The following is a 23,232-nucleotide window of genomic DNA, read 5'->3' on the forward strand; positions in this document are numbered from 1 at the left end:
CTTGAAGTTTTGTTTGTATACAGTGCGCAATTTAATAATATGTCATTAACGAACTGCAAAAATGGCATAGTACGTTTTTTTACTTGAGAAATAAATCCACATAATAGGAACAATTGTATGAATATTGGAATTTACATCTATGATGATGCCGAAGTGCTCGATTTCTCAGGTCCGTTTGAGGTGTTTAGTACTGCCAAGCGCCTAGCGAATAATGACTGGCAAGTGAGTTTAATTGCCGAAAATGATAGGCCTGTACTTGCCCGTGGTGGTTATAGTGTAAACCCCCATTACAGCTTTGCTGATTGCCCTTTGCTTGATCTCCTTGTTGTGGTTGGTGGCGACCATACACGAGAGCTCGAAAAAGCAGAGGTTATTACTTGGTTAAAACACACAGCCACTAACACCAAGCGTGTTGCGAGTGTTTGTACGGGGGCGTTTTTGCTTGCTAAAACTGGGCTTTTAAACGGTAAAAATGTCACGACTCATTGGCAAGATCAACCTGAGCTGGCTGCTATGTTTTCTGATCTTAACGTGATTGCAGATACTCGTTGGGTCACCGACGGTAAGTTTACCAGCTCAGGGGGGATTTCTGCTGGCATTGATATGAGCCTAGCGTTAGTCGCTGAGTTTATTAGTTACGAACACGCCCTACTGACTGCCAAACAGATGGAATATCAATGGCAGACTTTATAATTGTTCAGCAATATAGTCGGTTATAAACTGCTTTAGACAGGCAGCCTTTTTACTCAGTAAACGTGCGCTTGGCCAGATTGCATAAATGTCGCGGTTTTCTCCTCGCCAGTGTGGCAGTACTTGAACTAGCTGCTGAGATTTTAATTCATCTATAACCTCAAACCGAGGTAACAAAGCGATACCTTGCTCATCACAAACTAAGTATTTTACAAATCCAGTATCGTTAAAAGTACTAGCAAATCGGCACATGTGAGTATAAGTTGCATTCGTTTGAGTATTGGTTAGCTGCCACTTATTTCTCAACGTGGTACCAATTAACCTATGTTGTTTTAAATCACTAGGCTCTTCTATGGCAGATGCCGAATTAAGGTATGCTTTAGTGCTTACAAATAAGGTATCAACACTGCCTAACTTTTTCTGATGGAGCATAGAATCAGCCTGCGGCCCTACTCTTATTGCTATATCAGCTTGGCTTTTACTGAGATCTTCAAGTTGGTTATTAAGCAGTAGCTCAAGTTGAATATCAGGGTACTGTTTAGTGAATGCGAGCCACATCGGCTTTAAGAAACCATGACTAATATTCAGAGGTGCTAAAACTTTAAGCTTTCCTGACAATTGTGCTTTTTGCTCATTAAGCTGGCGGTGAGTTTGTTCAAATTGCTCAATTAATTCAACATAACTTTGAAAATACACCTCCCCTGCTTGCGTTAACGTGCATTGCCTTGCTGAGCGATTTAATAGCTGCTCACCTAAGCGTTGCTCAAGTCGTTGTAAGCGTCTCGACACTGTTGCGGTAGGCAGCGACAAGTTCTTAGCCGCATTACTTAGGCCGCCTTGCTTAACAATCTGTATGAATAGAGCGATATCGTCAATCATGATCTCATTTATGCAATCATAGTTTGTTTATCTTACTATTTTTAGCACTTTTGCAATTAGATATCATGCCTTTTATTAAATCATTTAAGAGCATCTAATAATGAGTGTTAATGATATTTATGTGATAACTTTTGTAGGCATAGCGGCGACTTTGTTCATTGATCTTTATGCTTTTTTGCTGGCTAAAGTGTTTAAGATCCCTTCATTAAACTTTTGTTTAGTTGGCCGTTGGGGCTTGGGGTTATTAGATGGAAAGTTTATGCACCAGAATATAGCAGCTAGCCCTGTTAAGCATTTTGAGTGCGTGTTTGGCTGGTTCGTCCACTACTTTATTGGTGTTTTATTTTCGTTTTTATTTATATTACTGGTCGGTATTGCTTGGCTTGAACAGCCCACCTTAATCGCTGCATGTATATTTGGATTAGCTAGCGTATCTATGCCATTTTTTGTTATGCAGCCCGCTTTAGGGATGGGGATAATGGCTACGAAAACAGCAAACCCACTTCAAGCCCGCTTAAAAAGTGCTGTAACTCACCTACTTTTTGGTGTCGGATTAAATTTATCAGCTCAATTCATTCAATTTATTTAGGAGTAAGTAATGGACGCAAAGCATTGGCATCAACGTTGGGAAAATAACGAAATAGGTTTTCATGAAGGAGACGTTAACCGTTACCTAGATCACTATTTTACTAACTTAAATTTACAGCAAGGCGATACTTTTTTTGTGCCACTGTGTGGCAAAACTCACGACATTCATTATTTGCTCGCGCAAGGTATGCGTGTTGTTGGGGCTGAGCTTAGTGAGATTGCCATTAAGCAATTATTTGATGAGTTAAAACTAGAACCCGAAATCAGCCAACACGGCGAGCTATTACGTTACCAAGGCGCAAATCTAACCGTTTGGGTAGGTGATATCTTTGCACTGACCGCGAATGAACTTGGCACTATCAACGCGGTTTATGACCGTGCTGCCTTAGTTGCGCTGCCAAAGCCCATGCGCATTCGCTATACCCAGCATTTACTAGAGTTGACCAATAGAGCTAAACAATTAGTGGTGGTCTTTGAGTATCAGCAAAATGAATTTTCGGGTCCGCCGTTTAGTGTAGTCGCCGATGAGCTACATCAGCACTACGATGCTTTTTATCAGCTAACATTACTGTGCAAAGAGCCTCTCGAAGGTGGCTTAAGAGGGCAAATCCCCGCCATGAACGTTGCTTGGTATTTAAGTTAGTACTTACAAACTAGTGGTGTGTAAATTCACACCCTAATTGTGCGTTTTTGTGGCTGGTTATTGTATCTCTGTGCGTGCACTATAGTGATAAGCGTATTTAAGGAGCACATTTATGCAAAAGCCACGCGTTTTCTTTGTTTCACATGGCGGCGGTCCTATGCCTTTACTTGGCGATCCAAGTCATGCTGATATGGTTACTTGTTTGCAGTCTATTGCTGCAAAAATTCAAAAGCCGTCAGCTATTTTGATGGTGAGTGCACACTGGGAAGCGAACCCAATTAGCATCACTTCGAGCGCTGCTCCTGAGCTAATTTATGATTACTATGGTTTTCCTGAGCCTGCTTACAGTATTGAGTACCCAAGCCCTGGCGAACCAGCCCTTGCCGAAAAAGTACATCAAGCATTGGCAAAGGCTAATATCGATAGCACTTTAAACCCATCTCGTGGCTTTGATCACGGTATGTATGTGCCTTTGAAGATTATGTATCCAGAGGCAGATATACCTTGTGTGCAATTGTCGTTACATCCAAGCCTTGAGCCAAGCTTACACCTAGCGATAGGTGAGGCTTTACAACAGCTTGATTACGATAATTTATTGATCATTGGTTCTGGCTTTACTTTTCATAATATGCGCGCATTTTTTACGCCTGAAACAGCTGAAATTAAAGCGCAAAATATCGCTTTTGAGCAATGGTTAGTCGATGTATGTGGCAATACTGAGCTGAGTGAGCAGCAGCGACAAGCTAAGTTATTAGAGTGGAAAATGGCCCCTGCTGCGCGTTTTAGTCACCCTCGTGAAGAGCACTTATTGCCGTTACATGTTTGCTATGGTGCGGCGATGCGCCCTTGTAGTGATATCTACGAACTACGTATTGCCAACAAGCAAGCCAGTATGTTCTTGTGGGACGATTGAGTTTAAGTTCAACCCCCCTGATAACACGATAAAAGCTCAGATTTTATAAGTTTATTTTGGTACGCTAGGTAAGTTAAAACCTAGGAACAACAAAATGAACTTAATAAAAACATCAACCCTTGCGTTTGCTGTGGTTGCGGGTTTAGGTTTGCAAGCATGCTCAAGTACAGAGCAAGCGAGCACGCCATCAGCAACAGTGAACGCAACGGCTAATCCGCTCTCGCTTGAACAAATTTATAAAGAAAAAGACTTTAAAGCTGAGCGTAGCACCTATTTTACGTGGCTCGATGATGGTACTGGTTATACGGTACTTGAAGAGCGCGAAAGCGATAAAAGCAACCAAGACGACAAAGCTAAAGACGATGAGCACGGCGTAAAAGGCAATGATATTGTGTTTTATAACGCCGATGGCACGGGTCGTAAGGTACTTGTTAGCTACGAAAAATTAATTCCCAAAGGTGAGAAAGAGCCACTCACTGTTGAAAGCTATCAATGGTCTAAAGATGGTAAATGGCTGATGGTTTTTACCAATGGCGAGCAAGTGTGGCGCTCACGTAGCCGTGGTGATTTTTGGCTTTTAAACCTCGAAACTGATTCGCTGTATCAGTTAGGTGGCGAAAACATCGAAGCGAAAAAGCTGATGTTTGCTAAGTTCTCACCTGATAGCTCAAAAGTAGCTTACGTGCGTGATAACAACATCTACATGGAAAAAGTCGGCAGCAAGGCTGTGACTGCTTTAACCACTGACGGTAACGACACCATTGTTAATGGTAATTTTGACTGGGTATACGAAGAAGAATTTACCATTCGTGATGGTTTCCGCTGGAGTCCAGACAACAAATCAATTGCCTATTGGCAGCTTGATACCAGTGGCGTTAAATACTTCACCATGATCAATAACACCGATGATCTCTACCCTACCCTTAAAGAATTTCCGTATCCAAAAGCCGGCGAGATGAACTCTGCGGTTAAAGTGGGTGTGGTCAGTCTTAGCGACAAGAAAACCCGTTGGGCTGAACTAGGTGGCGATAATCGCGATCGTTATATCCCACGTATTAGCTGGGCAGGTACTGGTGAATCTTTGATGATCCAAGATCTTAACCGCCCGCAAAGCCACAACAAGGTTTGGTTATTCGACTGGCAAAAACAACAGCTGACTAAAATTCTTGAAGATAAAGACGATGCCTTTATTGAGTGGTTTTATAAAGCAAACTGGTCAAAAGACGGTAAGTTCTTTATTTGGCACAGTGAGCGTGATGGTTGGCGTCATCTATACCGTGTATCTCGCGATGGTAAAACGGTTGTTGATTTAACACCGGGCGAGTACGACATCATTGATATGCTAGCGCTCAACGAAGATAAAAACGTTATGTACTTTACTGCATCACCGGATGATCCTGGCCAACGTTATTTATTCCGTACCTCGCTTGATGGCAGCTCTAAACCGGTGCGCGTAACGCCTGAGTCATTTGATGGTTCAAACAGCTATTACATGTCTAAAGATACCTCTTGGGCGATGCATACCTTCTCTAAGTTTGGCACGCCACCAATGAAAGAGATTATCAAAGTAAGCGATCACAGCAATGTGAAAACCTTAGTTGAGAACACAGCATTAAAAGAGAAATTAGCGACTGAGCAATTACCGACTCACGAGTTCTTTACGGTTAATGCGCGCGATGGTGTTGAGCTTGATGGCTACATCATGTTCCCTGCGAATATGGATAAAAGCAAAAAATACCCAATCGTTTTCTATGTCTATGGTGAGCCATGGGGATCAACAGTACAAGACCGTTGGGAAGGCGACAGTTACTTATACAAGTCGTATCTAACTCAGCAAGGCTTTATTGTTGCCTCAGTTGATAACCGCGGCACACGCGCACCAAAAGGCAGAGATTGGCGTAAATCTATCTACAAAAAAATAGGCTCTATTACCGTACGAGACCAAGTTGACGCCCTTGATGCAATGGCAAAACGTTGGGATGTCATTGATACCGACCGTGTGGGTGTATGGGGTCACTCAGGTGGCGGTAGTTCAACGCTTAATTTGTTATTCCGCCATGGTGATAAATATAAAGTGGGTATTGCCTCAGCCCCTGTGCCAGATATTCGCTTGTACGATACTATCTACCAAGAGCGCTATGCAGGTAACCCAAATACCGATCCTGAAAGTTACGACAACACGTCTCCGATCACCTTTGCAAAAGACCTGCAAGGTAAGTTACTACTGATCCACGGTACCGGAGATGATAATGTACACTACCAAGGTTCAGAGCGTTTAATTAACGAATTAGTTAAGCACAATAAACAGTTCGAGTTTTTCTCTTACCCGAACCGTTCTCACAGCCTCCGTGAAGGTGAAGGCACTACCCTACACTATCACACTATGATGGCTAACTTCTTCGAAAAGCATCTACTAAACAAGTAAATATGCTTTATTAAAAAATACCGCAGCTTAGATGTTAAGCTGCGGTTTTTTTATGCAAACTGTAAACCCCCGTTACAGATAATAAGCGATTCGTTTTGAGCTTTCCGCATTAGGCTGCACAAAATAACCCGCACCAATTTAAAAGTATTAAGCTACCTCTTAAGCCTCATTAGATGGGCTTGTTTCGTGAATAAAATTCCATAATTCATTTGGTGATCTACATATTTTCTACACTTTTCAACCTTGCCTCTGTGGTAATTTTTTAAGCAATAATTCATGTAGGGAATTTGGTTATGAAATTAGGTAAAAAGGTGTGGCAATCACTGGCAGTAGTTGCCTTATTGGCAAACTTAGCGGCTTGTGGTGGCAGTGACTCATCGTCGTCATCAGATACAGATACATCGACTAGCGATAGCAGTGGTACTGATAACAGCGGTACTGACAACAGTGGTAGTGACAACAGTGGCTCTTCAAGTAGCTCAGGTTCAATTAGTGTCAGTGACTTCAGCGATATCAGTCTAGGTGACTGTGAGCTCGATACCAGCCTAGAGTCACTCGTGTGTGCTGCAAATGCATTAATCGACACGTTAGATGAAGATGAACTTGCTGATTTACAACTTGATTATTCAGACTCTGAAGCAAGAACTGTGTGGTCAAACTTACCGACGGGCAATGTAAGTCGTAATGGTATTGAACTTGGGGCATTAGACGATGAATCACTTGAAGCGGCGATGATGGTTGCGAAAGCGGCGCTGAGTGATGATGGCTATCAAGATTTCTTAGGTGTTATTGCTGCGGATGATTATTTAAATGAGCTAGGTGGTGGTTCTGCTTACTCATCTGGTAAATATTATCTGGCGTTTTTTGGCGACCCAGATGTGAGCGGCGACTGGATGTTGCAGTTAGGTGGTCACCACTTAGCTTATAACATTACTTACTTAAATGGCGATGGTTACCCTGTGCCAAACCATATTGGTACTGAACCTAAAGTCAGCTTTGAACTAGACTCGGCAAGCTATGCCCCGCTTGCGGATGAAGGTGATGCCCTCGTTGCTATGTTTGACTCGTTAAGTGAGTCTGAGCTTGCTGAGGCTTACTTAAGCGGTGAAAGCTATTCAGATGTATTAATGGGCCCAGATAACGGAAGTGGTACGTTACCAACTGATTACCCTACAGGTGATAATCGCAAAGGGATCCTTGTTTCAAGTTTAACGCAGGATCAACAAGCACTGGTTACAGCAGCAATCGAGCAGTGGATCAACGACTACCCTGAAGAAGTGGTTGAAAACTTAACGCTAAGCTATGTAACGAGTTCTGCTTATGCAGATACCTACATTGCCTGGGCTGGCACTGAATCGGCTGGTGTTGATGTGGATGTTGCCGGGACTTATATGCGTATTGATGGCCCTAACCTTTGGATTGAGGTGGCGTGTCAAAATGGGGTGATTATCAGTGATGAAACTCACTACCATACAATGTTCAGGGATAAGAGCTGGGATTATGGTAATAATTTATAAGCCATGAAAGCAGTAATTAATCTCCTATTTGGGCTGACCTTTTTGGTCAGCCTCTTTTGTACCAAAGCCTTTGCCCATTCTGCTTCAACGAGTTCTGTGTTTATTGATACGCATAAACCACAGATTGAACTCGAAATTTATATACCCCTCGATCAATTACGTTTAGCTGATGAAAGTTTATTTCCTTCACAAAGTGATGATCTAAAGCAGGTTAATTTCTCGGCTTTACAAGACTACATGCAAACACATGTAAGTATCACAACACAAAATTCTCAGTCGTTAACAGCACAAAAGGTTGATGATTTTGCTATCCATGAATTTGATAACGTACTGTTTATGGTAATGAAGATGCAATTTATCAAACCAGATAATTTTGATACCAGTGGTTTTTCTTTGCATTACAATGCCATTTTACACCGAGTTGTTACTCACAAAATTTATGTTTCGTATCGCAACGATATGCATGAAGTACTTAAAGCAAGTCAAGACATAGCAACCATAGGGTTGATCCGCTATCAGCGCGAAACCTTATTTATAGAGCCTGAAAAAATCACTGCATGGTCTCAGTTTAAGCTGATGTTTGTAAATGGTATGAGCCATATTGCAGCGGGTATAGATCATTTGCTATTTTTACTTTGTTTAATTTTGCCCGCCCCTCTAGTTAGTGCCAATAAGCGCTGGCAATCAGTGGCACCTGTGCGCCAATGTGTTATGTCGGTAGCTAAAATTGTCACCTTCTTTACACTCGGACACTCATTAACGCTAGCCCTGACGACGCTTGGTTATATTTCATTTCCTGCAAAGCCAATTGAGATTTTGGTTGCGGCCTCTATTTTAGTTTCGGCGTTGAATGCAATCAGGCCGATCTTTTCGCAGTCAGCTATGTGGATAGCATTTATTTTTGGGCTTATCCATGGTCAAGCATTCGCGATAGAAATGAGCCATATGGGGTTTGATAGTCAGGCTATTATCGTTGCATTGGTTGCATTTAATCTGGGTATTGAAACTGTGCAGTTGTTAATCGTTATTTGCGTTGTACCCGTGCTAGCAATGCTTGCCAGAACTTATTTTTATAATGCTATTCGAATTACATTATCAGTGCTGGCAATGGCGGCTGCGAGCTATTGGATTATTGAGCGAAGTGTGTAATGAAAGGGCCTTATTTGGCCCTTCTTACTTTTAAAACAAAGTTACAAATAGGTGTTAAACCAATTAACTAGTTCTGATTCTAGTTGTTCTTTATGGTTCATTAAAAAGTGATTGTCACCGTCATACACCACAAGTTTATGGGGTATATGATGCTTATCTAGTGCTTTGGCAAATTGAATTGAGTTCTCGACCGATACTCGTTTATCGTCACTGCCATGAATAAGTAATATGGGCACTTTAGGCGATAGCTTATCAACCCAGTTCATAACAGAGCGTGCTTCAAGCTCTGCTTGTTTGTTCTCTTTATAATTGGGAATACGACGCACATACACGTTTTTTTCCATGTTAGGTCTAAACGTAAGCTCTTTAACTAAATCGGTCGCCCCAGCAATGGTTACAATGGCTTTTATCTTGTTTGTGTGTTGCATGGCAAGGTGGGTTTGCATGCCGCCTCTACTTACTCCTAACATGCCAATACGGTTTTCATCTGCATTTGCTATGTGCGGAATAAAATCAATAAGCGCAAGTACGTCGTTAACATCTTTGCCACCAAACTCATCTAAGTCATCATTTTTAGTTAATGTACCGCGGTATTGGCTGCCGATAACCACAAAGCCTTGCTCTGCTAAAGGAAATAAATTACGCATCATTGCTGCAAAATTAACATTGCCAAAATTACCATTGCCGCCGCGGTTATAAATTAATACTGGAAGCTTATTCTTGATGACTTTAGGTTTGATGATATAACCAAGCACCTCAACATTATCGACCTGATATTTAAAATTATGGCAGGTTAAATTAGCTTTAAAGTTATCGAACATTTCTTGTGGAAAGGTTTCTTCAAAGGCTTTAATACGCTTTAAGTATGCTTCTTCGTTTTTAGCTTTGCGTTTATTCTTTTGCGCAATAAATTGGTGCCACGAATCATAGTCAGCAAAGATGCCTGTGAAGCAGTCTGTTTCTTTTGTGACATGTTCATCATCGATAATTTTCGCTGCGCTGGTAGAAAAAACAGCGAGAAATAGGCTGGCAAAGAGTAGTAATTTATACACAACAACATCCTTATTGGTGACTAAAAGTTACGAATCCACAGTAACTTAAATGATGGTTATTTGTATATAACTACTTTTTTACGTATCAAAACTTTTATATTATGAAAGTTAACTTATTGAATTGGAAGTCATAATGAGCAATAAACCGCCGCATATATTAGAGTTACTACCTAAGCGTTACACCTTGTGGGGGTTATTATGTTTATCCTTGGGGTTCGCTATATTTGTAATTATATGGTCTCGAGCTCCTGAATACCGGCCTTTGGTACAAGATATGCGCTTAGTCAATGCCGTCAAGATAGTCGATGTACTGGACGTTGAAGAGATCCCTTACAAGGCTGATATTAAAAATCATATTTTGTACGTCGATGTTCTTCATTCAGACCAAGCAAGGCTAGCACTTGCTAAAGTAGGTTTCGTCTTTGATTATCCAAATAAAGATACATTTAGTTCAATACCACAAGCATGTGCCTTACTTGAATCACAAGAAGCAAAGGAAAATAGGCCTATTCATCAAACTGAATGGTTTCTCCGATTAGTTCGCATAATAATGGCCGCGATAGTACTTATTACTTTAATCTTGGTCGTTGTACGACCCATTTTAAAGAATCTTATTCTTGAAGATAACAACAAGGATTAATATACCTTTTAGCAAATAAAAAGCCGCAATAAGCGGCTTTATCTGTAATGGGGCTTTACACTAAAATTAGGGTTTGGCGTTATTCAACCGAAATGAATACTTCAACTTCTTCACTGCTTTTATAAAACTCAAAGTCAGTTTTATATGCTCGAATATGCGGGCACTGTTCATTACTAAAGTACTGCCAAACTTGACCCCAAACATCGATAACGGTTTGTGGCATTGCACCTTTGCCACTAAAGCGAAGGTAGTTACCTGTGGCGAGTGTCGTTTGTTCTATCTCTGATGATGTGACTTGCAGATCAGTACACGCAAAGACATCAAACTCCCCTGTGACATCAGATTCATAATGAGTGTACACGCCATAAACTTGGCTAGATGGGGTTAATTTTGGCGCTATGTCTGTGTAAAACTGCTGCCATAAGCCAGCTATTTTGGCACCTTCGCCACTCATTTCATTCATATTGCAGGTGCGAACTTTGAGGCCAAATAAAGTTGTCGGGTTGTCGATATTGATGTGTGTTACTTGCTGATCCATTGCATTTATCCTTGCTTAATTTGTTCCCAGTAAAATACCAGAGCACATGTACTTTAACCTAGCCTTTTTAATTATTTATTTTAAAAAGACTATATTTTGTCAACGGCCTTTACAGCTTAAAAAACAGTCATGGCATCCTTATCTGCATCAGGTTAAGATGGGTAAAATAACAACAAAATCAGCGGGTGTTTAATGAATAAAATCAATGCGCTTATCTACTTTCTAGCCTTTAGTAGCGGTTTTTGTATTATGGGAATTGAGCTTTTAGGCGGGCGAATTTTAGCGCCGTATTTTGGTAGCAGTGTGCATATTTGGGGCAGTATTATCACTGTATTTATGTTGAGCTTATCTATCGGCTATTTACTTGGCGGCAAGCTCTCAACCCGCAATCCTTCGTTAACTAAATATGGACTCATTTTCTTTGTGGCAAGCATTATGGTGGTGCCAATTGTATTGTTTGCAGAGCCAATTATGACCTTTATTTTCACCCATATTGAAGACAGTCGTTACGGCTCGTTGCTGGCATCAACGGCGTTGTTTTTTATCCCTACAACAATACTCGGCATGATCTCACCTTACTCAGTGCGATTATTGGTTACCGATCATGAAAAAAGTGGTCAGGTTGCCGGTGGTTTGTATTTTGTGAGCACCCTAGGTAGTGCGCTTGGTACGATTATTACCTCTTTTTATATGGTGTTAGCGTTTGATGTTAACGACATCATTAAAACCTTTGCAGCGGTATTAGGCGCGCTTGGTTTGCTTGCAATTGCTGTTAGTCAATTAAAAACGAAGGAGCGTGCTGTATGTTTAGAATCTTAATGCTTTGTTTGATCATGACATTGCCTTTTAGCAGCTTAGCCGAAGTAATACATAAAGAGCGCTCGCTTTATCGCAATATTTTAGTGGAGAAGACTGGCGATTTACTGTGTTTAAAATTTAACGAAAAAACCCGTAAAAGTACGCAAAGCTGTATGTATAAAAGTAAGCCTAAAAAGCTGGTGTTTAATTACACCAAAATGACGTTTGCAAGCTTACTATTTATTGATGATCCTAAAAATGTACTGATCATAGGTTTAGGAGGAGGTTCACTCTCTAATACCATTCATGAGCTTTACCCTAGCGCTCATATCGAAAATGTCGAAATTGACCCTGCGGTAATAAAAGTTGCCCGTGATTATTTTAGCTTTGTAGAAACCGATAACGTGACGTCAAAAGTGCAAGATGGCCGTATTTTCATTAAACGCGCCGCACTTAAAAAACAAAAGTACGATTGGATTATTCTTGATGCCTTTAATGGCGATTATATCCCTGAGCACCTTCTCACTAAGGAATTTTTTGCAGAAGTAAAAAGTATACTGGCTGATGGCGGCATTGTTGCAGCAAATACTTTTTCATCGAGTAAATTGTACCAGCATGAGTCGGCAACTTACTTTGATGTGTTTGGTGACTTTGTTAATGTTGTGACCTATGAAAACTCTAATCGCATTATTTTGGCAGGATTCGAGACTATGCCTAGCCAGCAACAATTAGCAGAACGCGCCAATAAACTCGCAAATAAGTTAACCCCTTACGATGTTGATTTGCAGTTACTGCGTGAACATTTGTTTTATACTAAGGGTAATCAAGATTGGCCCGCGGATACCAAGGTACTCACTGACCAATATTCACCTGCGAACTTGTTAAATTATCAATGATCAAACACATCTTAATTGCATGTCTTTTATTAACGAGCTCTGCTGCTATGGCAGAGCAATCTTCTACTGCTCCTTTAACTGCAAGTCAGCAGCAATTGTCTAAACTACTGAGCCAATATAAAGGGAAAGTTGTGTTACTCGATTTTTGGGCATCTTGGTGCAGCCCGTGCCGACGCTCGTTTCCTTGGTTTATTGCCATGCAGAGCAAGTATCAACAGCAAGGCCTTAAAGTAGTTGCTGTAAACATTGATGTTGAGCGCGGTGATGCCGATGCATTTTTAGCTGAGTTTGCAGTGAACTTTAATATTATTTACGACCCAGATGCTGTTATTGGCAAGCAATACCAACTTAAAGGGATGCCGAGCAGCTTTTTAATTGATAAAGAAGGCATAGTACGATTCCAACACACAGGATTTGTTGCTGATAAATTAGACCTCTATGAAAGCCATATCAAAGAGTTAATTGCTAAATAGTGTGATTAGGTAGATAACTTTTGCTGTTGTTCGCTTTTATCGAACACAGCTATCTATTTTATTAATTGCACTAATATTTACTTAGCATGCTAACTACATTAAAATAGTTAGCATGCTAAGTAAATGGAGCGCATCATGTCTTCCACTCCCCCTTTTCACGAAACTCTTGATTTAACATTATGCGGCAGTATGGGCCGTGTGCATCGTTTATGTCGCGATGCTGTCACTTTGGCGGTTGAGCCTTTGGGCCTTACTCAATCTCGCTGGACTGCGATGATGCACCTGTTTCATTTAAACCAAGGTTGTACGCAACAAGAGTTGGCAAATAGCTTAGGCATTGAAATGCCTTCACTAACTCGCACTATTAAGCAGCTTGAGCAACAAGAGATTATTGCTCGTAAAGCTGACGCTGAAGATAAACGTAGTAAACGTCTGTACTTCACTGAGCAAGGTCTACAATTGTTAGACACATTGCAGGTGATTATTGCCGATGTGAAACAGCATCTTTATGCCGATTTAACCACTGAGCAACTCGATACCATGGCGCATGGCTTAATTCAGATGGAACAGAATGCCCGTCAGTGTATCCGTCATTATTCAGGAGATAAGTAACGTTATGACACCAGATCAAAAGTTTGCCCGTTACGTAAAAATCTCTTTAGCGGGTTTTATTGTTTTATTTTTATATTTTGTGATTGCCGATTTGTATATGCCTGTTACACCGCAGGCCCGTGTGTATCATCCGGTTGTGCAAGTGACCCCACAGGTAAGTGGTCGTGTGACTGACGTGTTAGTGACTAATAATCAAGCCGTCGAAAAACAGCAAGCCTTGTTTAAGATTAACGATGAGCCTTTTGAGCTTGCCGTGCAACAAGCTGAACTTGCATATGATGATGCAAAACTACAAAACCAACGTTTAGATAGCAGTGTGAAGGCAATAGAAGCACAGTTAGCGGCTGCTCAAGCTAAGCTACATGAGCAAACGTTGCTGTTTGAACGCGGTGAGTCGCTATTGAAAAAGCGTTCTATTTCAGAGCAAGAGTACGAAACTATCAATGCGAACTATCAATCAAGCAAAGCCAATGTGGCTGCAATTGAAGCCCAGCTTAGCGAGGCTAAATTAGCGCGCGGTAAAATAGGGGATGACAATTTAGCGCTTCGCCATGCTCAAAACCAGCTTGAGCAAGCAAAACTAAACCTGTCGTACACCACAGTGACAGCTGATACCGACGGTAAAACAGCAAACTTACAGGTAACACCGGGTACCTATGCTAATAAGGGTCAGCCGTTAATGGCGATTGTTGCTAATAAAGCTGATTTAGTGGCTGATTTTCGTGAAAAGTCTTTAGTTCACGTGCAAATTGGTAGTACTGCAAAAGTCAGCTTTGATGCGCTACCGGGCAAAGTGTTTACAGGCAAAATTGTTAGTTTTGAAGCGGGTGTGAGTGATGGCCAGCTTAATGCCAACGGTTTACTCAGTGCCACTGAAAGCAGCAACCGTTGGGTACGAGATGCACAGCGTCAACGTATTCATATTAAGCTAGATGAACATCAGATGCTGGCAAAATTTCCAAGTGGTGCGCGTGCAACCGTACAGCTTTTGCCTGACTCTAGCATTGGCAGTTGGTTTGCAAGCATGCAAATTCGCTTCATTAGTGTTCTGCACTTCATTTACTAAGGCTGGGTGAGTTATGTCAGTATTGCAACTCGATGGTAATGGCTTACGCCAAGCACTACGCATTGCTACGGGCTCAGCATTAGGGTTTTCACTGGCAAAATTGATGAACTGGCCGAATGGTATCTTTTTTACTGTTTATCCTATGCTATTGCTTGGTTTAGTGCCTGTGCTTAACATGCATATTATTCGTCAGTTTTACGCAGGCGCGGTGTTCAGTGCGCTGTTTGTGCTGGTTGTGCAAGGGTTGTTTGCACACCTGCCTGTGGTAATGACGATGATGAGCTTTATCGCTTTTGCCTTTTTGTTCTATCAAATGAGCCGTGGTGCTAACTTTTTATTTGGCGCCACAACGGTGGTGAGTTTGTCGATTCAATTACATTTTTCGACCTACACCGGCGGTGGTGTCAGTATTTATCCGCTGATCATTAGTAACGCTGTTGCAGTTGTCGTAACTGTGCTGTTTTCGATGCTAATGCATGGTTTATTCCCTGATGTTGCACCACGGCAAGGTCGGGTAATGCCAGAGAAAGCAAAAGAAAGTATACGCCATGAAGTATTACTTTGTTCAACCGTAGCGACTTTATCATTTGTTGTATTTCAGGTCTTTGATTTACAGGATTCAATTTCAGCTCAAGCAGCCTCGGTACTGATATTGTTTTCGTTGTGCTGGAAAGCAGCTGGTATGGCCGCGTGGCAACGTGCAATAGGCACCCTAATTGGGTGTAACTTAGCGTTAGTGGCACAGTTATTTTTGTATAACCACACCGATATTTTGATATTTCCGGCGTTAATTCTGTGGATTTTGACTTTTATCTTTAGTCGTTATCACATAATTGGTGGCGGTATTCCGGGTGTAGGCTTTGGTATTATCACCACATTTGGTATTTTGTTTGGTCAGTCATTAGGGCCGGGACAAGATCTCGTATACAGCGCGCTGTATCGTTTTTCGTCAGTGTCTGTGGCGATACTATTGAGCTTATGTGCGGTGTATATAATGCATCACATCTTAAATCGCTTTGAAATAACAAGGCATCATACGTTTGATTAAAAATCAAAATGCACAAAAAAGGGAGTTAATCAGAACTCCCTTTTTTATTATTTGGTTCGAAAATGGTGGGTAAAGACTTAAGTAAATCGTCTTGTTTTTTTACAACACTCTGTACGCAGGTTTTTGAGGCGACATCTGCAACCCAAGCGCCCCATTGTGAACTACCAGGTTCTTCACCTGGAGTTGCCCACCATCTGGCTTTATAAAGAATTTCGTTATAACAGGTTTCACTACCTTGCGGATACGCGTTTCCGGCTTGCCATGAATCTACAGCAAAGCCCGACATAGGCAAAGCTGACAGCGTTATCATTGCAGCGGCAACAATGCGTGATTTCTGGCCCATACGCGGCTCCTTCATTAGTGGTGAGTTTGTATGACTATTATAGACGCGGCAGGATTAACCATCAATTAACTTTGTTAACAAGTTACACTTCTTTACAGTTCTGCTTATTTTTGACACGATCTTCTGATGTGAAAGTTAGAATTTTACATTTTTTCTTAATACTTTTGTTTGTCCCCTTTTGGTTTTGCTGTCCATGCGTTTTCTCTGAGAACTTTTGCTTGGTTTTGTCGCTCTGCGCGCCTTTTGTACTTGTGTGGCATTAACGATTAATTCTTTCAAACGATTAAGCGCGTCTTCTTTGTTCATCTCTTGCGTGCGATGACTTTGCGATTTAATGACAATAACGCCCTCTTTGGTAATTCGAGAATCATTTAAATTAAGTAAACGCTGTTTGTAAAAGTCAGGTAGTTTTGAGCGCTTAATATCAAAACGAAGATGAATTGCAGTGGCTACTTTATTGACGTTTTGGCCGCCTGCACCTTGCGAGCGGATCGCACTAAAGTCGAGCTCCCATTCATCAATTGTGACGGTATTAGAAATAATTAACATCAGGTTCAGTTAACTGTGGTAAAAAAGGTATTGTAACATTTGTAATTGGCCAAACATAATCGCTCTATCATGTGAGCCAATTGCTAACCATTTTGAAAGAAAGGAGATCACGATGAAAGCACTACTTATTTCTATTAGTCTACTGGCGATGAGCTTTTCTAGTTTCGCAGAAGATATTACTGAAAGCCAGCTACAGCGTTATATAAAAGCCTTACCTGCTGTGGTCAATTGGTCACAAAATCAGTCTGAATTAGATACTGTAAATCTCGGTGGTATGCTAGGTAGTTCTGATGGTGTTGACAGTTCGTCAGTAATGGATGCATTAGGCCACATTAAAGATCACGAGCTATACACAGAGTTTGAAGCCCTGACCAAGCAATATGGTTTCACACCTGAGCAGTTAGTTACTGTTGGCTCAGAGGTATCAATGGCGTATTTAGAAAACCTTAAAGCGGGTATGTCAGAAGAGAACAAGCAACGTGTAAATCAAGCAATGAGTGGTTTACAAAGCCTTACGGCATCATCATCTGATGCGGGGACTCGCTCAATGGCAGGTGCTTTAGAAGGTGTTAAAGCAAGTACTGCAACAGCAGATGTTAGCGAAAGTAACGTTAACTTAGTTAAGCAGTATATGCCGCAGTTAAAAGAATTGTTCGCAATGTTGCAGTAACAGCACAATAAAATAAAGAAAGCGGCTAAGAAGCCGCTTTTTTTGTGCTTACTCAAATACCATCGCGTTTTTTAGCTGCTGCTTTTGTTCTGCAGTTGGTAAAAATCCAGTTTGTACAAACTCATTAAGGCTTGAGTGACGTTCAAAGTAAAGAATATCAAGGGCAAAACGATTCATGCCGTACAAGCCCCGATGGATCATATTTGCCGAAAATATGAGTAAGTCACCTTTTTTGAGTGCCACACTTTTACCGCGAGTCAGTGAGTCACTATTGCTAGCGCCCTGTTGTTCTAATCTAACAGTTAACTCTTCATCAGAATCCCAGTTTTTATGACTACCCGGTATTAGTTCTATTCCCGGTTCATCTTCAAAAGCAACGCGGCAATGTAATACTTCAGGGCCGCTAAGAGCGGCCTTTTGCGCATCAAGCTCTAAGTGATACTGCATATCGCGATGCCAATAATTTGCTTGTTTAGAGTTGTAAGGGTTAAAGAATAGTTGAGTATTCATAAACTGAGGATCAGCAACAATACCTTTAACCTGTTTCAATAGAGTGTTAGCGCTGACAAACTCAAAAAGAGCAAACTTTTCCTCAACACTTAAACATGCAGCGCCAGTCAAACCTGAGCTATTAATCCCTCTGGATTGGTAAAAAGGTTGGTTTTCTTGCAACCAGTGATGATGAAATTTATCGAGAATTGGCCTTACCTTGCTAAGCTCACTCTCTGTGTAAAGGCCCTTTACATGGTAGTAGCCATTTTCAGCAAAAAAGTTATTTTCCATTTTTTACCTTGCTAAAATTGCACGTATTTTACTACTAAGCTCAGGCAATACTTGTTGCTCAAACCACGGATTTTTCTTTAGCCAGATATTATTGCGAGGGCTTGGGTGAGGCAGTGGCAAGTAATTTGGCCAATATTCACGCCACGATTTTACTAACTCAGTTAAGGGCAGCTGCTTAGTGTGGGGTAAATGATATGCCTGCGCATACTTTCCTAAGATAATGGTGAGCTCAATATTATTTAGTTGCGCTAAGAGCTTTTCACGCCATGCAATCGCGCACTCTTTTCTTGGCGGTAAATCACCTGATTTTCCTTTGCCAGGGTAACAAAAACCCATCGGCAAGATAGCAAAATTGTGCTCATCGTAAAATTCATCGCTTGTTACACCAAGCCAAGAGCGAAGCCTTTGCCCGCTTGAATCATTAAAAGGTTTGCCACTTTCATGTACTTTAGTTCCTGGCGCTTGACCGGCAATTAAAATACGAGCTCGAGGATTAAATTGAATAACGGGCCGCGCCCCAAGAGCTAAATGAGGCTCGCAGATCACGCATTTACTAACTTGTTCAATTAGTGTTTGAGTACTCATGAGTTAGTAAAAATATGATCTATGCTTGTTTTGACCAAACTGCTAACTCGTTACCACTTGGCTCTGTGAAGTGAAAACGACAGCCTCCAGGAAAATCAAACAAGGGCTTAATAATTGTGCCACCGTGTTTTTCTACCTGCGCTTGTGTCTCTTTAATATTATTTGAATAAAGCACCAGTAGCGCGCCGCCATTATTGGTTAAGCTAGTTAATGGGGCTTGATAAAAACCGCCATCAAGGCCTGCTGATTCAGCGCTAAAGGCCGTGTATTCAGGGCCATAATCGGTAAATTGCCATTTAAAAACCTGATGAAAAAATGCTTTTGTTGCGGCTAAATCTTTAGCAGCAAATTCAACATAATTTAGGCTATGGTGGTTCGACATGGTGTGCTCCTAATTTAAACTATTCTCAAGCGCCATAGCGCAATGAAGTGCTGTACTATCAAGTAGTGGAATCGATGTATCTGCTTGTTGAACTAACAAGGCTATTTCGGTGCAACCAAGAATAATGGCTTCAGCACCTTGCTGAGTTAGATTATCAATAATGGTTAAATACTCGGCTTTAGATTCTGGGCTGATGATGCCTTTACATAGTTCATCATAAATCACTCGATGCACTGTTTCACGCCCCTGAGCATCAGGAATTAACACCTCTATCGCGAATTTATCAGCTAGCCGTTGTTTGTAAAAGTCTTGTTCCATGGTGAACTGGGTACCCAACAAAGCCACTTTTTTAAAGTTATGTTGGATCAGGTTTTCACCAACTGCATCTGCAATGTGTAATAAAGGAATTGCAACCGCCGCTTGTACTTGCTCAGCTAGTTTATGCATGGTGTTGGTACAAATTAATAAATAATCCGCGCCCGCAGCTTCAACTTGCTTAGCGGCTTTAATGAGTATCTCGGCCATCTGTGGCCAATCTTGTTGCTGTTGTAGCACTGCTATTTCTGCAAAATCGAGACTGACGAGTACTATCTTGGCACTGTGCAGACCCCCAAGTTTGTTTTTAACACCTTGATTTAAAAGCTGGTAGTAACTTTGTGTAGACTCCCAACTCATGCCACCGATTAAGCCTATTGTTTTCATTACAACTCCCTTTTTATTTACTTAACACCATATGATATTGCACAGAACAAAGCTAGCAGATCATTATTTTACTAACAGTTCGACTTAGTTTGATTTGTTTCACTATTTAATACGTGCATGCAAATGATAACTACTATCTTTTATATTTGTCGGCGATATAATACGGGGTTTTCTTCTCGTGTTATTTTTTAAGGGATTATCATGCATTCTCAATCATTAGATGCAGTGACAACCAATCGCCCTAAAAATACAGCTAAAAAGCGCTCTGTGAGCCTATCTTATCGTGTTGCTGTGTTTTTGCGTTTCGTTGCGGCCATTATTGGTGGTTACGCCTTTACCAGTGTGCTTATTTCATTACTCGCTGTGTTATTACCACTTAATAAACTCGACAGCGTGCTGTTAACCACGACTCTATCGGTATTTTTTTACTGTTGTGTGTTTATTTGGGTATTTGCGGTTAAGTCTTTAAAGACGATTTGGATCACTATTTTACTAACAACTGGTGGGCAATTGCTGGCCCTTTCATTGATTAAGGGATGGTTATGAAAGAGAGCTTTTTCCGCTCAATGACCTGGCTTCATACCTGGGTTGGCCTACTGGTGTGCTGGTTACTGTTCTTAATCTTTTTTGCTGGCACCATCAGCTTTTTTAAGGATGAAATCACTATTTGGGCCAAGCCCGAAACACACCATGTGCAGCATCAGGCGCAACGGGTTCAGTCTCAAGCCGATCAAATTAATTATGTGTTTGCGCAATTACAGCAACAGGCACCTAATTCATTATCTTGGCGAATAAACTTACCTGAGCCGCGTAACCCTATTTTAAGCTATGGGTTTGCTGAGCCTAAACAGCCTGGTCAGCGCCGTGCGCCTTTCAACTATACGTATCTAGACCCTAATACCTTAGAACAATTGCCTGAGCCTCGGGATACTAAGGGGGGGAATTTTTTCTATCGTTTGCACTTTGATTTACATTACATAGATGTATTTACTGCGCGGATAATTGTTTGTTTAGCTTCATTATTTATGTTGGTTGCGCTTATAACTGGCATCGTGATCCACAAACGTATTTTTAAAGATATGTTTAGCTTTAGAGCAAACAAAGGTAGCCGAAGTTGGCTTGATGCACACAATGTTTCGTCGGTGCTGGCATTACCATTTCATATCATGATCACCTACACGGGAATTATCACGTTGATATTTATGCTGTTCCCCTACCCTGCCGAAACCGTATATGAAAATGGCTTAAGGCAAATGTTTGATGAGGCATTGCCTATTAACAAACGTGCCAAGCCTTGTGAAGAGCAGCGCCCTATGGTGGCAATCAAAGATGTATTAGATCAGATTTATACTAAGTCACCGAATGCTGACATTAGCTATGTGTTTGTAAGAAATGCCAATACAGCGACCTCACAAATTGTGGTTTATTTGGCAACCGGCAAAGAGGTTGTAGATAACGGACCACGCTACTTATTCAATGGTGTAACAGGTGAGCTTGAAGCGAGTTCAGGCGAAGATTGGAGCGCTTCGGCGCAGTTTTATGACTCAATGACAGCATTACATAGCGGTCGCTTAGCGGAGCCTTTACTGCGTTGGTTGTATTTTTTCTGTGGTGTTGCAGGCTGTGCCATGATAGCTACAGGCTGCATCATGTGGGCTAAGCGCTTACGCGAGAGACTCAAAGCAGGCCAAAAACCAAGCTTTGGACTTAAGCTCGTTGAGACACTAAATTTAGCCACACTGATGGGCTTACCCCTTGCAACCGCAGCGTTCTTCATTGCCAATCGTTTATTACCTTTAGAGTTAGCTGGGCGTGCCGATAAAGAAATACTCGTGTTTTTCTTAGCGTGGCTGGCGATGTTAGTTGTTGCTGTGACTGGCCGAGAAAAACGCCACTGGCGCTATAGTGCTTGGCTTAACGCGGCTGCTTGCTTATTAGTACCTGTGGTAAATGCGTTGACAACAGATGGTAATTGGATCACGTATTTACTAACTCAGCAGTGGGCCTTATTCGGTATTGATAGTGCGTTTATTTTTGCTGGGCTGCTGTTTTTACTACAAAGCAAAAAAATACCTAGCCATAAAACCGCTACAAATAAGACTAAATTAAATAAAAACAGGCTGTTAAAGGAGCAACAAGGATGATGGAGTTACTGCAATTTAGTCTCTGCTTTTTAGGGTTTAATTGTTTTGCACTTGCAAAATTCAATCATTTCCGTGATGTATTCAAAAAGAAATTAACCGAAAAACAGCGAAATAGCTTTTTATTAAGCGGCTGGATCAGTATTTTACTAAGTTTAGTGCTTTGCGTGCTGTCAGATGCTGGGTACGGCGCATTGCTGTTTTGCGGTTATATGGCTTTAAGTGTACTTATGCTCATGATTTTATACAGTTTTACTGTTTCATGGGTAAAGCATGTTAGCGTATTAACTATGTCTGTTTTGCTATTGTGTGGCTTTTCGGTGATGATTTTCTAGCTTAGTTAGTAAAAAACTGATCTCATGCCAATTTGCAATAATGCTTAATGGAGCAAATTGTTTAAAAAAAATGGGTAGGCAATGCCTACCCAAGCAGGGGATTAAATTGGGGGATCACATGTTGCTTCAATTTAACGATGCATAGTTTGCCTAGCATCCATTACAGTTGTGTTGCACATTAGTGATAGTTTAAAGACAGTTGTAAAGCCCCTTTACAAGCGACTATGGTCAACATAAATAAGCTCGTCTGTTTTAAAACCATATTCTTTTGCTGTGTTTATAAAGTCCTGCATTTGCTGTTTTGTCACGGTCGGTGTGCGCGACAAAAACCATAAATACTCTTTGTTATAACCCGTGATATAAGCGTATTGATAGTCTTGCTTATCTAATTCAAATACTACATATGAGCTATAGAATGGCCCAAAGAATGAGACTTCTAAGTGGCCTATGTCTTGTTGCTCTGCAAACTTCGCTTTACCTTCAGCTTGCTGCCATTCTTGCTCTTCAGCGCTGTAACCTTTATTGATAACTTTTACACTGCCATCAGGGTTAATTGAGTATTCGGCGGTAATGCCCTCAAGGCCGCGTTCAAATGAATGATCTAAACGTGCAATTTCGTACCAAGTCCCTGTGTATTTGTTTAACTCAAAATTATCGACGGGTTTGATGTTGTCTGGCACGCCAGTACATGCAGACAAAATGGCAGTGATGCACAAAATCCCGATTAACTTTAATGATGTTTGCACGTTTTTACTCCCTTTAAAAATTAAACAAATTAATACGTTAATAGCACTAATTTAGTTCAATTACGGTAA

General features: G+C 41.1%; 28 protein-coding genes. 18 read left to right on the plus strand and 10 right to left on the minus strand.

Annotated features, from left to right (window positions below):
• Positions 1-117 precede the first annotated feature (117 nt).
• Positions 118-693, plus strand: a complete 576-nt coding sequence (locus NH153_RS11105; protein ID WP_063703777.1) for a DJ-1/PfpI family protein — start codon at positions 118-120, stop codon at positions 691-693.
• On the opposite strand, the gene NH153_RS11110 is transcribed toward NH153_RS11105, so the two are convergent.
• The gene (locus NH153_RS11110; protein ID WP_063703779.1) at positions 688-1,569 is read right to left on the minus strand and encodes a LysR family transcriptional regulator; all 882 of its coding nucleotides are present in this window, start codon (positions 1,567-1,569) and stop codon (positions 688-690) included. The two genes, NH153_RS11105 and NH153_RS11110, sit on opposite strands and share 6 nt — an antisense overlap.
• A 100-nt stretch (positions 1,570-1,669) precedes the next feature.
• Between NH153_RS11110 and NH153_RS11115 the strand changes: the two genes are divergently transcribed.
• The 6 genes from NH153_RS11115 to NH153_RS11140 all read left to right on the plus strand — a co-directional run bounded on the left by NH153_RS11115 (position 1,670) and on the right by NH153_RS11140 (position 8,804).
• On the plus strand, positions 1,670-2,158 hold the full coding sequence (locus NH153_RS11115; protein ID WP_063703782.1) for a DUF2938 domain-containing protein: 489 nt from the start codon (positions 1,670-1,672) through the stop codon (positions 2,156-2,158).
• A 9-nt stretch (positions 2,159-2,167) separates the two neighbouring features.
• Positions 2,168-2,800 (plus strand): thiopurine S-methyltransferase, encoded by a 633-nt coding sequence (gene tmpT, locus NH153_RS11120; protein WP_063703784.1) that lies wholly within the window; start codon positions 2,168-2,170, stop codon positions 2,798-2,800.
• A 112-nt stretch (positions 2,801-2,912) separates the two neighbouring features.
• Positions 2,913-3,713, plus strand: coding sequence for a DODA-type extradiol aromatic ring-opening family dioxygenase (locus NH153_RS11125; protein ID WP_063703787.1), 801 nt, complete (start codon positions 2,913-2,915; stop codon positions 3,711-3,713).
• 94 nt (positions 3,714-3,807) lie between these two features.
• Positions 3,808-6,138, plus strand: a complete 2,331-nt coding sequence (locus NH153_RS11130; protein ID WP_063703790.1) for a S9 family peptidase — start codon at positions 3,808-3,810, stop codon at positions 6,136-6,138.
• A gap of 293 nt (positions 6,139-6,431) precedes the next feature.
• Complete coding sequence (locus NH153_RS11135; protein ID WP_063703793.1) at positions 6,432-7,655, plus strand: DUF3500 domain-containing protein; 1,224 nt, start codon at positions 6,432-6,434, stop codon at positions 7,653-7,655.
• 96 nt (positions 7,656-7,751) lie between these two features.
• Entirely contained in the window at positions 7,752-8,804 is a 1,053-nt protein-coding gene (locus NH153_RS11140; protein ID WP_158685542.1) for a HupE/UreJ family protein, read from the plus strand.
• Between the two features lie 41 nt (positions 8,805-8,845).
• On the opposite strand, the gene NH153_RS11145 is transcribed toward NH153_RS11140, so the two are convergent.
• The gene (locus NH153_RS11145) at positions 8,846-9,856 is read right to left on the minus strand and encodes an alpha/beta hydrolase family protein (RefSeq protein ID WP_063703797.1); all 1,011 of its coding nucleotides are present in this window, start codon (positions 9,854-9,856) and stop codon (positions 8,846-8,848) included.
• 133 nt (positions 9,857-9,989) lie between these two features.
• Between NH153_RS11145 and NH153_RS11150 the strand changes: the two genes are divergently transcribed.
• Positions 9,990-10,496: a hypothetical protein gene (locus NH153_RS11150; RefSeq protein ID WP_063703800.1), complete on the plus strand. Its 507-nt coding sequence runs from the start codon at positions 9,990-9,992 to the stop codon at positions 10,494-10,496.
• Between the two features lie 79 nt (positions 10,497-10,575).
• Here the strand turns inward: NH153_RS11150 and NH153_RS11155 are convergent, their stop codons facing one another.
• Positions 10,576-11,034: a GyrI-like domain-containing protein gene (locus tag NH153_RS11155; RefSeq protein ID WP_063703802.1), complete on the minus strand. Its 459-nt coding sequence runs from the start codon at positions 11,032-11,034 to the stop codon at positions 10,576-10,578.
• A gap of 192 nt (positions 11,035-11,226) precedes the next feature.
• On the opposite strand from NH153_RS11155, the gene NH153_RS11160 reads away from it, so the two are divergent.
• From NH153_RS11160 to NH153_RS11185, 6 genes are all read left to right on the plus strand, one after another.
• Positions 11,227-11,853 carry a fused MFS/spermidine synthase gene (locus NH153_RS11160; protein WP_063703804.1) on the plus strand — a complete coding sequence of 209 codons (627 nt, stop codon included), beginning with the start codon at positions 11,227-11,229 and terminating at the stop codon, positions 11,851-11,853.
• Complete coding sequence (locus NH153_RS11165; protein ID WP_063703807.1) at positions 11,838-12,728, plus strand: spermidine synthase; 891 nt, start codon at positions 11,838-11,840, stop codon at positions 12,726-12,728. Before NH153_RS11160 ends, NH153_RS11165 begins: the two co-directional genes overlap by 16 nt.
• A complete protein-coding gene (locus NH153_RS11170; RefSeq protein ID WP_063703810.1) occupies positions 12,725-13,201 on the plus strand; it encodes a TlpA disulfide reductase family protein in 477 nt (158 codons plus the stop codon). Before NH153_RS11165 ends, NH153_RS11170 begins: the two co-directional genes overlap by 4 nt.
• Before the next feature lie 135 nt (positions 13,202-13,336).
• Positions 13,337-13,813, plus strand: coding sequence for a MarR family winged helix-turn-helix transcriptional regulator (locus tag NH153_RS11175; protein WP_054553355.1), 477 nt, complete (start codon positions 13,337-13,339; stop codon positions 13,811-13,813).
• 4 nt (positions 13,814-13,817) lie between these two features.
• Complete coding sequence (locus NH153_RS11180; RefSeq protein WP_063703812.1) at positions 13,818-14,879, plus strand: HlyD family secretion protein; 1,062 nt, start codon at positions 13,818-13,820, stop codon at positions 14,877-14,879.
• 13 nt (positions 14,880-14,892) lie between these two features.
• Positions 14,893-15,927, plus strand: a complete 1,035-nt coding sequence (locus tag NH153_RS11185; RefSeq protein ID WP_063703814.1) for a DUF2955 domain-containing protein — start codon at positions 14,893-14,895, stop codon at positions 15,925-15,927.
• A gap of 25 nt (positions 15,928-15,952) precedes the next feature.
• Here NH153_RS11185 and NH153_RS11190 read toward each other — a convergent pair whose 3' ends face one another.
• Both NH153_RS11190 and arfB read right to left on the minus strand, forming a co-directional pair.
• Positions 15,953-16,270, minus strand: coding sequence for a hypothetical protein (locus NH153_RS11190; RefSeq protein ID WP_063703816.1), 318 nt, complete (start codon positions 16,268-16,270; stop codon positions 15,953-15,955).
• Positions 16,271-16,405: 135 nt separating this feature from the next.
• A complete protein-coding gene (arfB, locus tag NH153_RS11195) occupies positions 16,406-16,819 on the minus strand; it encodes an alternative ribosome rescue aminoacyl-tRNA hydrolase ArfB (protein ID WP_063703818.1) in 414 nt (137 codons plus the stop codon).
• A gap of 112 nt (positions 16,820-16,931) precedes the next feature.
• Between arfB and NH153_RS11200 the strand changes: the two genes are divergently transcribed.
• Entirely contained in the window at positions 16,932-17,489 is a 558-nt protein-coding gene (locus tag NH153_RS11200) for a hypothetical protein (RefSeq protein WP_063703820.1), read from the plus strand.
• Between the two features lie 48 nt (positions 17,490-17,537).
• Here the strand turns inward: NH153_RS11200 and NH153_RS11205 are convergent, their stop codons facing one another.
• The 4 genes from NH153_RS11205 to NH153_RS11220 are packed head-to-tail and all read right to left on the minus strand — an operon-like array spanning position 17,538 to position 19,941.
• On the minus strand, positions 17,538-18,272 hold the full coding sequence (locus NH153_RS11205) for a phytanoyl-CoA dioxygenase family protein (RefSeq protein WP_063703822.1): 735 nt from the start codon (positions 18,270-18,272) through the stop codon (positions 17,538-17,540).
• Between the two features lie 3 nt (positions 18,273-18,275).
• A complete protein-coding gene (locus NH153_RS11210; RefSeq protein WP_063703825.1) occupies positions 18,276-18,857 on the minus strand; it encodes a uracil-DNA glycosylase family protein in 582 nt (193 codons plus the stop codon).
• A gap of 19 nt (positions 18,858-18,876) precedes the next feature.
• Positions 18,877-19,239, minus strand: coding sequence for a VOC family protein (locus NH153_RS11215; protein WP_062565443.1), 363 nt, complete (start codon positions 19,237-19,239; stop codon positions 18,877-18,879).
• A 9-nt stretch (positions 19,240-19,248) separates the two neighbouring features.
• Positions 19,249-19,941: an aspartate/glutamate racemase family protein gene (locus tag NH153_RS11220; protein WP_063703827.1), complete on the minus strand. Its 693-nt coding sequence runs from the start codon at positions 19,939-19,941 to the stop codon at positions 19,249-19,251.
• A gap of 201 nt (positions 19,942-20,142) precedes the next feature.
• Here NH153_RS11220 and NH153_RS11225 point away from each other — a divergent pair, with 201 nt between their 5' ends.
• Genes NH153_RS11225 through NH153_RS11235 form a run of 3 tightly spaced genes read left to right on the plus strand, consistent with a single transcriptional unit; the run spans position 20,143 to position 22,417 of the window.
• Positions 20,143-20,487, plus strand: coding sequence for a hypothetical protein (locus tag NH153_RS11225; RefSeq protein WP_234003534.1), 345 nt, complete (start codon positions 20,143-20,145; stop codon positions 20,485-20,487).
• Complete coding sequence (locus NH153_RS11230) at positions 20,484-22,085, plus strand: PepSY-associated TM helix domain-containing protein (protein ID WP_063703829.1); 1,602 nt, start codon at positions 20,484-20,486, stop codon at positions 22,083-22,085. Before NH153_RS11225 ends, NH153_RS11230 begins: the two co-directional genes overlap by 4 nt.
• Positions 22,082-22,417, plus strand: coding sequence for a DUF3325 domain-containing protein (locus NH153_RS11235; protein WP_063703831.1), 336 nt, complete (start codon positions 22,082-22,084; stop codon positions 22,415-22,417). The genes NH153_RS11230 and NH153_RS11235 overlap by 4 nt, the downstream gene beginning before the upstream one ends.
• A 212-nt stretch (positions 22,418-22,629) precedes the next feature.
• Here the strand turns inward: NH153_RS11235 and NH153_RS11240 are convergent, their stop codons facing one another.
• Complete coding sequence (locus NH153_RS11240; protein WP_063703833.1) at positions 22,630-23,163, minus strand: lipocalin family protein; 534 nt, start codon at positions 23,161-23,163, stop codon at positions 22,630-22,632.
• Positions 23,164-23,232 lie beyond the last annotated feature (69 nt).

The organism is Pseudoalteromonas gelatinilytica, assembly GCF_001641615.1.
In the GTDB taxonomy this organism is placed as follows: Bacteria; Pseudomonadota; Gammaproteobacteria; order Enterobacterales; family Alteromonadaceae; genus Pseudoalteromonas; species Pseudoalteromonas gelatinilytica.